Consider the following 12,983-nt stretch of genomic DNA (forward strand, 5'->3'; position numbering starts at 1 on the left):
CTTTTATTTACCCGTTATTATCTTTATCGGTGCGTGGTACTCCTGCACCCGGCAACGTGAACCGGAACATCGTGCCCTTACCGGGCCCCTCTGACTCCACCCAGATCTTTCCTCCGTGGGCTTCGATGATCCGCTTCACTGTGGCAAGGCCGATGCCGGAACCGGGAACTTCGGTATTGAAACGCTCAAACAGGCCGAAGACGTTCTCCTGGTTTTCTTTGTTGATGCCCGTTCCGTTATCCCGGATATAGAACACATGCCCGTCCGGCCCTTCTTCCACACCGATCTCTATGCGGGGTTCCTTCTGGTCGCCCATGAACTTGGACGCGTTATCGAGCAGGTTCGTCATGACCTGCAGCAGGCGCTGCCGGTCTCCGTAAACAACCGGCATCGGGTCGGATATTACCAACGTGACCCCGTGTTCACGCAGGGAAGAAGCCAGCAATCCTGAGGCTTCCCGGGCGAGTGCTGCAAACGGCACTGGAACCGGTTTATCTACCATCCTGCCGCTCCGGGACAATGCCAGAAGGGTGGTGATCAGGTGCTCCAGTTTTTCCGCCGATTCGGATATCCGGGAGATATCTCTCTGCACCTGACCGGTGTCACCGGATTTCAGATCATCCTCCAGCAGGGAGAGGAATGATCGTATGGCGATGAGCGGGCTTTTGAGATCGTGCGAGACGGTAAAGGTGAACCGGTCGAGCTCGGCGTTCTTCTGTGCGAGTTCGCGAATCAGGCGCTCCCGCTGCGCTTCTGCCATCTTCCGCCGGGTGATATCATTTGAAATCCCGAGGACACCTATCACCCGGTTCTGATTATTAATAACCGGAACGAGACGGGCCTCGATATATACTCTGCCTGTGGGGAAATCTTCGGGGATCTCAAGGCAGAGTGCCCGCCGGTCAGCTGCCACCTTCCGGATGCCTCCCAGATGATTCTGTGCTGTTTCCGCCGGGAATATCCCCGACAGGTGTTTCCCGACCAGATCATCCGGCGCTGCATGGAGTTGTCGGGCGGCGGCCTGATTAATATATTTCACGTAGCCGTCATTATCGATGAGATAGATCATTTCCGGAGATATATCAGCGAGGATGCGGTACTTTTCTTCGCTCTCGCGGAGTGCATCCTCGGCCACCTTACGCCCGGTGATATCAATGAGAAAACCCTCCAGTCCCACAATAATGCCATTCCGGACTACAGGAGATGCAGAAAATGTGTGGTATCCAACGGTACCATCTTTTATCCTGCGGGAGAAATCACCCGTAAGCACCGTTTCGCCATTGAGGAGGTGTTCAACATTCTCCTGTGCTGCGCGCTGGTCTGAATCAACCTGGGTTATGGAGAAGTGCTTTCCGATTACTTCGGCTTCGGATGAGAAACCGTGCATGCGAAGCCATGCCTGGTTTACACTCGTGAATTTTCCCTGCGTGTCAATCTGGAAATACCCTGCCGGGGTATCAGCAAGGATATTCCGGTAACGCTGTTCACTCTCACGGAGCGCATATTCTGCCTGCCTGCGGAGAGTGATGTCCTCAATCTGGCCGGCAAAATAAAGCAGGGCACCCTGCAGGTCCCGGACCGGTATCACACTGAGCAGTACCCAGATGCTGCTTTTGTCTTTCCGGATATACCGTTTTTCAGTACGATATACCGGGATCGTCCCGGCAACAAGGTCCCGCATATGTTCCATATCGCCGGCAAGGTAATCCGGATGGGTAATGTCCTTAAAAGATAACATCAGCAGTTCCTTCTCTGAATAGCCGGTTATGGAAACAAACGCCGGATTGACAGAAAAAAAACGGAAATCCGGTGTGACAAGGGCCATGCCAAGCGGGATGTTATCGAAGATCTTCCGGAATCGGTCTTCGCTCTCCAGCACCATCCGCTCAGCCTTCTTTTTTTCCGTGATATCCGTGGCAATGTGGATGACGGAGCTGATGGTTCCCTGTTCATCAACAACGGGTGTACAGGATACCAGGTAAAACCCGCCGTTCAATGAAACCTCCATCTCAGCGGTCTCATATTTTTTAGAAGAGAGCAGCAATTCCATCGGGCAGCCCTGCGGGGGATGCGTTACATCATGTCCATGGAAAACCTTCCAACACTTCAAGCCCTGGAGTTCTTTTTCTGTTTTTCCGCTAATGTGGCAGGTGGCGTTGTTCGCTGCGAGGAGCGTGTGGTCCGGGGCAACAATGACGACAGATGAGCCGATTGCGCGGAAAACTGCCTCCCAGTCCATGGCCTGTCCTGTCCGCCCGGGGGTCCCGGTTTTTTTCTGCACTTTTTTTGTTCCGGCAGGATTCTCCGGCTTCTTTTTTGCAGGTGTTGAAGGCATTGATGATACGGGCTGCTTTTTCATCGGGTGCCATCCCCTGTATCAGGCACGCCCGGCAGCGTGAATTTAAACGTGGTACCCTTCCCCAGGCCCTCCGACTCTGCCCAGATCTTCCCGCCATGTACTTCAATAATCCGACGCGAAATGGTCAGGCCGATGCCGGTACCGTGCCGGGATACGTCAAGTTTCTCGAACAGGTTGAAGATCCGTTCAAGATACCGGGGATCGATCCCGATGCCATTGTCCTGCACAAAGAAGACCGGTGTCTCCCCTTCCATGTCAACACCGATCCTTATGACCGGATCCGGCTGGTCACCAAGGAATTTGATTGCGTTCTCCAGGAGGTTGACCATTACCTCACGGATACGGGCATGGTCCACGTTCACGACCGGGAGATCGGGTACAATCCCGACTGTGACACCCCGCTCGGCAAGCGGCACGGCAAGGAGATCCACTGCTTCGCGGGCAATGGTGCCAAACCCGGTCTTTTCCGGGGGCTTTACGATCTTTCCGACTTGGGATAACTCGAGGAGATCGGCAAGGAGCTCCTGCATAGTCTCGGCAGCAGTTGTAATGCGGTGGATATCTTTTTTCAGCTGGACCGGGTCGCATTTCCGGGCATCGTCCTCAAGGAGCCCGGCAAATCCCTTGATGGTAATGAGCGGGCTTTTGAGATCGTGCGAGACGGTAAAGGTGAAGCGTTCGAGCTCGGCATTCTTCTGCTCGAGTTCCCTGATGAGGGCCTCGCGCTGTTTTTCAATTAGTTTGCGATCGGTGATAACGTCAAAAACTGCAACAAAGTACTCTCGTTGCGGGGAATAAACCGAGAGGGAGAACCACATCCTGAGGGCATCAACAAACATCTCGAAGTGTTCGGGCACGCCGGTAGAAGCAACTCTTCCATAAACCTCGAATAAGTGGGGATCCGATTCCCGTATGCCCGGGATAACTTCGGACACGTTCCGGCCCTCCACATTCGTGAGCCCGGTCAATTTACTGAATGCCTCGTTCACAATGAGGTAGGTGAAATCCGTAGCGATACCGTTTTCATAGATCATCCGGCAGTATGCAAAACCATTGAGCATATGCTCAAAGAGGGAGCGATAGAGGTGCTCGCTCTCGGCAAGTGCCCGCTGGTTCCGGGCGAGGTCTTCGTAGTTTGTTATCAGTTCTTCATCGCTTGCGGTGATCTCTTCATACGCGGCTTCAAGATCAGTATTTTTCTGGCGCAGCGCTTCATCAGCCGACTTCTTCTGGAGGTGTGCCCAGACTCCCTGCATCAGGAGTGTGAGGTTGTCCACGTCAATTGCAGTATAACCGGATTCTTTGTTGGCTACGACACACACCATCACAATCTGCTGCCCTTCAAAAATCGGTACGGAAGCAAACCGTGTGATGGGGACATGGCAGAGCGGAAAACCGTCACTTCCCGTAAGGGGCGCGATATATTCATTGACTATGAAGGGCTGCCGTTTCCGCACAGCATCGGCCCAGATACCGGCGTTTTCTACAAGGACCTGCGTCGGGGATGCAGCAACAGAACAGTCCTCCGTCACCGACCTCGACCATGCAGTGATATCAATGGCCGTTTCATCCGGGAACATCCTGCCGATGAAAGCCAGGTGGCTGTCCGTAAGCCGGCATCCGGCATCGAGGACAAAATCCGCAAGTTCCTGTTCATGCGCGGATTCCATCTCAGTAAGCCGCAACAATGTCTCCAGCCGTTCACGGTTCCGCTGCTCTTCCTTTCCCCATTTTTCTTCGGTTTCAAACAGGGCCCGGTAATAATATTTCTCCCGGCGCTGCCAGACAAACCCGATGATGATGAACATGCCGGTAAGGGTTCCGGCTACCAGCACGATGATGAGAAGCGCACTGGTGCTCCATGTGGCGTATGCTTCCTCCGTATCCTGTTTTGCCACTATGTACCATGGCGAGCCAGGTACAGGTTCCAGCACCGAAATGACATCTGCCCCACGGTAATCCGTTCCGGTAAATGGCCCGGTTGTTCCAAGAACCGCCATGACAGCAGGGACGTCCGTCCGGCTGAGGGGGATCGTCAGGTTCAGCGCAGCGTTGTTCTGGAAACGGAGGTCGTTTAAATACAGTACGTGATCCCCTTCGCGTTCAACGAGCAGGGTCTCTGCGCTGGTCCGATTCAAGGGCCATGACTGGATAAGCGGATAGAGGTAATCCCGGGGATCGATTGTAAAGATAACTGCACCCACTGCATCGGTCTTGCCTTGGTCTGTGAGAAAAAGCGGCGAGATCGCATACATCTGCGGGGTCCCGTCAGGACCAATAGAGAGATCCGTGAGAATCGCCCTGCGGGTAACATACAATTCTGCAAGCTGCGTATTCAACCCGGGACTTATTGCGGTATCTGAAGGTTCAAGACTGATCTCCACCTTGCCATCAGGATTGACAAGCTGAACATTCTGATAATGGTACGAGGCGCTAATCTGGCCAAAAAGCGTGAGGATTTTCTGCCGGCCGGCAGGGTCGGGGGATGCCAGGTACTCCTTCACACCATCAATAAACAACCGGTTCTGTGACAGTACCGTGGCATCGCCCAAGCGCTCTCCCCTCCAGGCAGCAATCTGGTCTGCTTTCAGCAGGGCGATGGATGTGAGATCACCGGTTACCCGGGCTTCGGTCTGCTGTTCCTGCGACTGGTAATAGAGAATCCCGATCCCGATGATAGCGATAAAAAGAATAACGAAGGCAATAATCAGGCCCGGGGGCACTCGATCCGGTGCTTCACCCACGGGTGGCATAGGGTTCACTTATCCCGGTTGCTTAATAAAACTTGCTGTAAAAAATTCCATAATACAAGAAGAGAAATTCCGGGGAGGTCAGAGATGAGGACGCCCGTTCAATAATGGAATCCCGCGTATCCCTGCCGGTGATCGATGACACCACCAGACCGGTTCCCGCCCTTTGGTACCGTGAGCCCGAAGCGTGCCCCCCTGCCCGGCTTGCCGTTCCCGCTGAGGTTCTCAAACACCGCAACAAAATACCCCTTGTTCGGGCTGAAGACCGGGACTATCAGCCACAGATTCAACAGCGTGAAATCGATCCGGAACGTTTCCGGTATACCCGTCGATGCCATCCGGCCGTAGATGACAAACAATTCCGGGGAGGATTCCCTGATCCGGGGGATTGTACGGTGACTTAACTGGCCACGCCTCATGGAATGCCCGGGTAAGATCCGCCTGCCGGGTCACCCCGTGTCAACCACAGTATCTACAAATGTAGTGAGTTGTGTCATCAGCATCGGGTCAAGCCCTTTCTCAACCGCAAGGAAGATGCCGGACACGTCCATAAGCCGGAGTTTGTTGGTCACGAAATGGACGAACTTCGAGATATTTGCCGACGAGAGGTAGATCAGCATGGTACTGACAGAGTCGTACATGATGCAGACTTTTTTTCCGGACTGATCTTTGAGCACTTCAGTGACTGCAATTCCCATGTCCGTCAGGTTCGCCGGGTTGTTGATATAACGAACGACCCCGGGGATATTCTCAGCGCTCCCAATTGAGTTGCGGGTAACGGCATCGATAAATGAGACACTCCCCAGTGAAATTCCGCTCTGGACATACAATTTTGAGAGAACACTATAGGGAAAATTAGTTGTAATGACAACGGTATGATAGCCCCGGGTCGATATCTCCCTGATAATTTCAATATTGCGTTCCCGTATCGTACCGGGCGAGGCAAGGATCAGGAAGATCTTCTTCTGTTCCAGTTCCTTTGCATCAATAATATCCGGCACACTGTTCACCCTTCCAGGAATTTCCGGTATGCTTCGGGAATCTCCCGGTTTTTTTCAACAATCGCAGCCTGGAATTCCCGGATATTCTTTTCGATCTGGGAGGCGTTTCTGGCTTGTCCCTGGAGTACCAGGATAATTTCATCGTTGGTGAGCATCCCCTCCTTCACAAGGTGTGCTGATTCCATAAGGGTGCTGCTGATGATCCCGACGGGCTGTTTCAACCGCATGGTCATCTCGGTCATATAGGAAACAAGGGCTTCCTCCGCCTTGCGTTGCTCGGTGATATCCCTCCCGATTGCGATCTCATGATATATACCTCCAGTACCAACCTGCCGGGTGTTCCAGGATATGATCCGCCGGCCCCCGGTTTTGGTACGTATTGTTGTCTCAAGGTTTTCGAAATAATTCTGCCCTGCTATGATCCGGGAGATCTTCTGCGTTATGCTGTGGCGGTATTCTGCGTCGGGATACAGTTTTTTCCAGATATCAGAACGGCCGATCACCTCGCCGGGAGAATACCCGGTGATCATCTCTGCGGCTTTGTTCCAGACTTGGATCTTACCTTTTGGATCGAGAACGGCAATGAGAACATAGGCATTGTCGATAATACTCTCCCGGAATGCCATTGCCTCCCGCTCACCGGTGACATCCATGCCCACGGCAATAGTCCTTGGCAAGCCCTCCTCAATGATCTTTTTTGTATTCCAGAGAACAGTGCGGGACTCTCCCGATCGAGTACGGATGGTGGTTTCGAGGTTTTCAAAGGAGTTTTTTGTCTTGAGAATATCCGCTATTTTCTGTGTAACGCTTTTCCGGTATTCCTTGTCAGGATAGAGGTCTTTCCAGACCGCATCACTGCCGATTACCTCAGTTTGTGAATACCCGGTAATGGTCTCTGCCGCATGGTTCCACGAAACGATCCGACCCTTCTCACCAAGAACCGCGATGAGGACAAGGGCATTATCAAGAATGCCGGCCTCAGAGCAGGTTTGCTGATCGTGTACTGTTTCCATCAGAATATATCCCCCGTTGGATCCTGATTGAGGATACTTCCTGCGGTTATAAGAAGTTTTAGGCATATGTTCAGTGCAGGAGAAAACCTTCAAACCGTGAGAGCGGACGGGATAGCGGAACCAGCTTTTTCAGATCAGGAGGGTTCAATAAACCGGTACCCGCCGGTTTGGTGCCCGGATCCGCGTTCGATGCGGCGTTTTTTTCTCCTCGGTCGAGATCGCGGCACGGTCATCTTCAAGGGAAATGAGCAGCCTGTTTTTGATCCCTTACAGGAGGGACAGGGAAAAATATTTTTTTTCATCCGGTTCCCCCTTCTCCCTCAGGGACTAAAAGTTCCGGTATCCATACATCATCACCTATAAACCCAAAAAGTGTCCACAGTTAGTTAAGAGACTCCCCCATGCAGCTGAACTCCTGCAAGAAGACCTATAACGACGAGACCCAGCGGGCTGCCCCGCTTGATCTGACCCTCGCCCGCATCGAGCCGCTGGTACCTGCCGCCGGGATCACGCGGGTTGCCGACATCACGAGCCTTGACCGGATCGGTATCCCGGTCTTCTCCTGTATCCGCCCGACTGCAATGGACGGTGCGATCACGGTCTATAACGGCAAAGGGGCGACAGTTGAGGAGTCCCGTATCTCCGCCATCATGGAAGGCATCGAGCGGTACTCCTCCGAGCTGCATGACCGGAGGCCGGAGCTCGCCCGGTACTCCGACATGAAGATGCGGGGAAACGTTCTCGATCCTGCGGACCTGATCCTCCCGGAAGGTGCCGAAACGGACCGGTTCATGGCGTGGACGGAAGGCTGGGATATCGTCAATGACGAGCCGGTTTTTGTCCCGTCCCATGCGGTCTTCCACCCGCTCCCCCCCAATTACCGGGGGCCCTTCCGCACCAATACGAACGGCCTTGCCTCGGGCAACACCTTCGAGGAGGCGGTCTTCCACGCTCTCTCCGAAGTGATCGAACGGGATGCCTGGTCGCTCGTCGAAGCCTGCCGGGACACCGGGCCGTGCGTGGCCAACATCACGGACCCCACGCTCACTGCTATGCAGGAGAAGTTCGCAAAGGCACAGGTTGAGGTACAGGTGCGGGATATCACGAGCGATATCGGCATCCCGACCATGGCGGCAGTGGCCGATGACGTGCTCTTAAAGGATCCGCTGCTCCTCACCATCGGGATCGGGACGCACACCAGCGCCCGGATCGCGGTGATGCGGGCGCTGACCGAGGTGGCACAGAGCCGGCTGACCCAGATCCACGGGGCCCGGGAAGACACGACCATCGCGGAAATGCGGAAGAAGATGGGCTACGAGCGGACGAAACGGATCAATGGCTACTGGTTCCGTGATAACGGCACCGTAGACTACAGCCAGGTACGCTCATCTGACACAGATGACTTCAAGAAAGACATCGAGAACGTTATCGCCGCGCTCAGGAAACAGGGGCTCGACCGGGTCATCATCGTTGACCTGACCCGGGAAGAGATCGGGGTCCCGGTCGTGCGGGTGATCGTACCGGGCCTCGAGGTCTTTGCCATGGACCAGGAACGCCGTGGCGAACGGGTGAACCATGCAAAAGATCATCGTCTTTCTCGGGCCAAGCCTTGATATAGAATCCGCAACGGATATCCTCCCCGCCGAGTACCGCCCGCCGGCAAAGAGAGGCGATCTCCTCCGGGCAGTAGATGACGGAGCAACTGTCATCGGGCTGATCGACGGGGTCTTCCACCAGGAATCGGCAGTGGCTCACCGTGAGATCCTTGCGGCAATCAGGAGGGGTGTCCGGGTAGTCGGGTCATCGAGCATGGGCGCGCTCAGGGCTGCCGAGATGGACACGCTGGGCATGGTGGGCATCGGCGATGTCTACCGGATGTACAAGAGCGGTGTGCTGGAGTCTGACGACGAGGTGGCGCTTGTCTTTGACCCGGTCTCCGGGTACTCACTTTCGGAGCCGCTCGTCAATATCCGCTACACGCTCCGGAAGGCGCGGGACAGCGGGGTCATCAGCGGGGTGGAGCACGATGCCCTGCTCGCTGCCGCCCGTTCGGTCTTCTATCCCCAGCGGACCTATGCCCGGATCACGGCAGCTGCCGGGGAGACGGTCGGGGACATAACAAAGGAGCGGTTCCTTGCATGGGCCGGGACGAACGCCTGCGACCGGAAGCGGCAGGACGCGATCGAGGCACTGGAATATATCGCCAGTCTGGATCCGGAATAACGCTGCTGCCACAAACGGTGCTGAATCCTGCACTACAACACGGGAAAAAACGGCTGCGTGCCCGGCAACTTATAAATAGCGATCCAGTCAAAGCCCTCATCACGCATGAGCCAGTTACCCGGCTTCCCGGTTTTTGACAGGACCCGGACGCTCCACGTGTCGCAGACAGATCTTGTCCGGTTCCTTGTGATCGTGACGATCACCCTGTCGATCACCGGTATCACGTACCTCTCCACGGCTGCCGGGTACGGTGCCATCGTCCCCCAGCTCTTCTATTTCCCCATCCTGTATACTACGTATTTCTACCCCAACCGGGGCATTTACGTGGCCTGTTGCAGTGCGGCTGCCTACCTGGTCATCGCAGGCCCGTTTGCCATGCCAAACCTGTTTCTCCTTGGAGGGATTTGCTTCCAGGCATTGCTCTTTATTGGTATCGCCGCCGGGTCCGGGTATCTCCTGAAAAACCGGATGGTGCTTCCCTATGCAGCACCTGAAGAGGATGCCGGTGCGATTGGCACCATGATCAGGACCGGGGAGTGCGATTACGTGGAGTTCAAGCTCCGGGCGCTCTGGAGCATGGCACTCACCAAAGATGAGATCATGGCAAGCGAATCCGCAGAAGTGCGAAAATACCGGAACAATGCCTCGAAATTCATTGTTGCCCGATCGATCGCCGGGTTCCTGAATACCGATGGCGGGGATCTCGTAATCGGTATCCGGGAGGACCGTATGCTCAATACAACCGAAGTAGTGGGTATCGAAAACGAATACTCAGAGCTGCAGGAGAAGGATCGGAATCCTGACGGGTACCGGAGGATGCTGATCGATTCCGTTGTCAGGAAATATCTCCCGGAGATCTTCGAGTCGGCAAGCCGGTTCATCCAGATATCGTTCCCGGTCATCAGCGGCAAAACACTCTGCCACCTGCATGTCAGGCCAACGGATAGGCCGGTTTTTGTCGATACCGGCACCGAGGAACTCTTCTTTATCCGGGTGGATGCATCCACCCGGGCCCTGGCCGGGAAGACGATGACCCGGTATATACTGAACAGGTTCTCGTCGTTGTAAGCTCTCGCGGGAGGGATTGCCCGGGCTGCGTTAACGGGGGGGCGTCGGGGGGGACGGTGATCGTTATTCCGGTAACCCCGGCGGTGAACGAAAAAACTGGTGCAGTAACAGCGAATGCACCCGGATCCCCTGCATTGCAGGACGAAAACCCTCATTCAGGCTGCCGGTAAAAAAGATCAGATTCCGGCAGGATAAATATCGTCTGACCAAAAGCATCCCCGTATGCACCACTCCGTTCATCCGGGTATTCCCGGGAGAAAAAATGGATGATGCCTGACACACTCACAATGCGAGGGAATTGATCACGGCAAGCCCGTTTTTGAGATCGCTCATGACGATCATATCCGATGACAGGGTATAGAGGGTATCCTCAATGTACAGGGATCGTTTGACCGGTGACGGGGAACCGGAGCTGGAATCGTAATGCTCGACGGTTCCTTTCAGGTGGAATCCCTGTGACGGGGTTACGCTGAAAACGTAGGCACCGCCCCAGATGCCGGCGTCTTCCGGCGGCTGGTACTTCTTGTAGGCAACCGATCCGGACTGCCCATACAGCTGTACCGGCAGGACGAGAAGGTTCATGTCTTTATCGAACAGGAATGCCTTGGGATCCCGCAGGATTTCCGAATCGCTCCCCCGTCCCCCGAGTTCAATGCTGTCGACAACCGACGGGGCACTTACGTTCGTGACATTGAACAAGGCGAGCCTGACCCCCCCGTTGTTCGATTCTTTCCCGATGCTGATCATATAGGACTCGTCATAGGGATGCAGGTAACCGGCATAGCCGGGGAGCTGGAGTTCCCCGAGTATGTGCAGGTTTGCCGGGTCGGAGAGATCGATCACCAGGAGCGGAGCGGACTCCCGGTGAGTCGCCAGATAGAGCCGGCTGCCCACGAACCGGGCAGCAGAGATCTGCTCGCCGGGCGCGATCTTTTTGAGGCTCCCGATCGTTTTCATGCTGCTGTCAAGAATATAGACCGTGCTGAAGTACCCCTTGTACTTACCGGCCCCCTCGATCCCGGTTGTGGCGAGCCGGAGGTTACCTCCCGATTCGTCGAGGGAATACTGGCTGAGCAGGACCCCGTTCACTGTCCCCTGTGCAGCATACGCGATCTTCCCGTTATCAAGCGTGAACGCGTAGATATCGGTCTGCATCGCCCCGCTGTCATCGGCGGGGGTGGCGATCCCGATATACATGCGTGCCGGGGAGACATAGACCGTTCCCGCGGACCCGATCAGGAATGTCTTTGCCCTCACCGGCGCTTTCGCGGCAACATCAACGGCCCCGATCATCGAATAGATGAACTCCTTGTCCGTCCGGTCGAAGTAGTAGACATTCGGCGTTACGGTCCCTTTTGCATAATCGAGGATCTGCGGGAACGTGTTCCCGTCAGAGGAAGTTCCTGCCGCACTCGTAGTGATGAAATAGAGAGTCGAGTCGATCATCCGGGAATCCGACAGGGAGCCATCGATGGCAATCTGGCGGACAAGTTCCGGGTGGGCGGGATCGGAAACCGCGTACGTGAAGATCAGGGTTTTTGGCCGGGACCACGAGGCATCCGTACAGCCGATCTTTTCGCACTTCCAGAACTCCCGCGTGTCGCTCTCTTCGCTAATCACGACCAGCCGGTCCCCGTTGAGATACAGGGCCTGCGGGGATCCGGAAAATTTCAGGGTAGCCACGATCTTCGCATGTTCTGCTGGATATGCATCGATTATCCGGAGCGTGTTGCCGGTAACCGTGTAAATGTAGGTCCCGTTGGTTTTGACGATATCTGCCTCTTCAACATCCCGGACCTGGACATTGGTGATGGAATATTTGCGGTCTTCTGATGACGTGGGAACAGCCGTCACCGCTGCTGCCGTTGCCACCGGTGCCACGACCCGGGGTGCATCCGAGGCTTTTACGGTCCCGGTCGCCCCGCTGAACTCCCCGCTCTGGCTCTTCTGCGTAGGTCTGAATGACGAGGAATAGACCTGGACGAGCAGCTCATCGTCCGCAGGAATATTGGTAGTACCGGTGATCGTGAACCGGTCCCCGACATAGTGGTCGCTAACCGGATCGATGGTGATGTAATAATCGGTCCCACCTGAAGAGGAAGAGCCGGCCCCTGCGAGTTTCGGGAACGGGCCGGCCGACCGGTCGAGCACGTTGAAGAGAGTTGAGGCATGGGCATTCTGCAGGACTGCATCAGCCATAATGATATATTCATCCGGTTTAAATGTCGAGGTGTCGACATCAAAACTCCAGGTCCGATCTCCTCCCGTTGCCGTGAAGATGGCGGTTGTTTTTGGTGCGGGTGTTCCGGTACTGGTACCGGAATAACCTTCCCCGGTATCCGTATGCGAAATGAGGAACTTCTGTGCCTGTTCCTCGGAAGAAAATTCCGGGATGTCCCCCATATCGGATCCGATACCCGTCTGGCCGATGGAAACCTGGGGAAGTATCGCAGTACAGTCGCCGAACGGCCCCGTCTGGGTCAGCATCAGCGTGCCAAGGCATGCAATGACGCCGAGGATAACGCCGGCGATTAAAAATATTCCCGTAGTTTTTGAGAGCATGTGAATC

General features: G+C 55.1%; 9 protein-coding genes. 3 read left to right on the forward strand and 6 right to left on the reverse strand.

Translation table 11 applies throughout. The annotated features are described in order from the left end of the window. Positions 1 to 7 precede the first annotated feature (7 nt). From ABSE13_RS02520 to ABSE13_RS02540, 5 genes are all read right to left on the reverse strand, one after another. A complete protein-coding gene (locus tag ABSE13_RS02520; RefSeq protein WP_424026914.1) occupies positions 8 to 2,359 on the reverse strand; it encodes a PAS domain-containing sensor histidine kinase in 2,352 nt (783 codons plus the stop codon). Further along, the gene (locus tag ABSE13_RS02525) at positions 2,356 to 5,112 is read right to left on the reverse strand and encodes a GAF domain-containing protein (RefSeq protein ID WP_424026915.1); all 2,757 of its coding nucleotides are present in this window, start codon (positions 5,110 to 5,112) and stop codon (positions 2,356 to 2,358) included. The genes ABSE13_RS02520 and ABSE13_RS02525 overlap by 4 nt, the downstream gene beginning before the upstream one ends. A 98-nt stretch (positions 5,113 to 5,210) precedes the next feature. Next, complete coding sequence (locus ABSE13_RS02530) at positions 5,211 to 5,468, reverse strand: hypothetical protein (RefSeq protein ID WP_424026916.1); 258 nt, start codon at positions 5,466 to 5,468, stop codon at positions 5,211 to 5,213. Between the two features lie 90 nt (positions 5,469 to 5,558). Continuing rightward, a complete protein-coding gene (locus tag ABSE13_RS02535; RefSeq protein ID WP_424026917.1) occupies positions 5,559 to 6,110 on the reverse strand; it encodes a DUF7504 family protein in 552 nt (183 codons plus the stop codon). A gap of 5 nt (positions 6,111 to 6,115) precedes the next feature. After that, a complete protein-coding gene (locus ABSE13_RS02540; protein WP_424026918.1) occupies positions 6,116 to 7,123 on the reverse strand; it encodes a PAS domain-containing protein in 1,008 nt (335 codons plus the stop codon). Positions 7,124 to 7,524: 401 nt separating this feature from the next. Between ABSE13_RS02540 and ABSE13_RS02545 the strand changes: the two genes are divergently transcribed. The 3 genes from ABSE13_RS02545 (at position 7,525) to ABSE13_RS02555 (ending at position 10,414) form a co-directional block, all read left to right on the forward strand. Continuing rightward, positions 7,525 to 8,736, forward strand: coding sequence for a YcaO-related McrA-glycine thioamidation protein (locus ABSE13_RS02545; RefSeq protein WP_424026919.1), 1,212 nt, complete (start codon positions 7,525 to 7,527; stop codon positions 8,734 to 8,736). Further along, positions 8,699 to 9,346: a TfuA-related McrA-glycine thioamidation protein gene (locus ABSE13_RS02550; protein WP_424026920.1), complete on the forward strand. Its 648-nt coding sequence runs from the start codon at positions 8,699 to 8,701 to the stop codon at positions 9,344 to 9,346. The genes ABSE13_RS02545 and ABSE13_RS02550 overlap by 38 nt, the downstream gene beginning before the upstream one ends. A 105-nt stretch (positions 9,347 to 9,451) precedes the next feature. Further along, entirely contained in the window at positions 9,452 to 10,414 is a 963-nt protein-coding gene (locus tag ABSE13_RS02555) for an AlbA family DNA-binding domain-containing protein (protein ID WP_424026921.1), read from the forward strand. Between the two features lie 282 nt (positions 10,415 to 10,696). Here the strand turns inward: ABSE13_RS02555 and ABSE13_RS02560 are convergent, their stop codons facing one another. Then, positions 10,697 to 12,976 carry a beta-propeller domain-containing protein gene (locus tag ABSE13_RS02560; protein ID WP_424026922.1) on the reverse strand — a complete coding sequence of 760 codons (2,280 nt, stop codon included), beginning with the start codon at positions 12,974 to 12,976 and terminating at the stop codon, positions 10,697 to 10,699. Positions 12,977 to 12,983 lie beyond the last annotated feature (7 nt).

Origin of the sequence: Methanoregula sp. (assembly GCF_049518935.1) — an archaeon.
Taxonomy (GTDB): domain Archaea; phylum Halobacteriota; class Methanomicrobia; order Methanomicrobiales; family Methanospirillaceae; genus Methanoregula.

Excerpts from the sequence above, each read along its gene's own strand:
- ABSE13_RS02520 (WP_424026914.1), bottom strand. The coding sequence starts at position 2,359 with ATGAAAAAGCAGCCCGTATCATCAATGCCTTCAACACCTGCAAAAAAG.
- ABSE13_RS02525 (WP_424026915.1), bottom strand. The coding sequence starts at position 5,112 with ATGCCACCCGTGGGTGAAGCACCGGATCGAGTGCCCCCGGGCCTGATT.
- ABSE13_RS02540 (WP_424026918.1), bottom strand. The coding sequence starts at position 7,123 with ATGGAAACAGTACACGATCAGCAAACCTGCTCTGAGGCCGGCATTCTT.
- ABSE13_RS02545 (WP_424026919.1), top strand. The coding sequence starts at position 7,525 with ATGCAGCTGAACTCCTGCAAGAAGACCTATAACGACGAGACCCAGCGG.
- ABSE13_RS02550 (WP_424026920.1), top strand. The coding sequence starts at position 8,699 with ATGCAAAAGATCATCGTCTTTCTCGGGCCAAGCCTTGATATAGAATCC.
- ABSE13_RS02555 (WP_424026921.1), top strand. The coding sequence starts at position 9,452 with ATGAGCCAGTTACCCGGCTTCCCGGTTTTTGACAGGACCCGGACGCTC.
- ABSE13_RS02560 (WP_424026922.1), bottom strand. The coding sequence starts at position 12,976 with ATGCTCTCAAAAACTACGGGAATATTTTTAATCGCCGGCGTTATCCTC.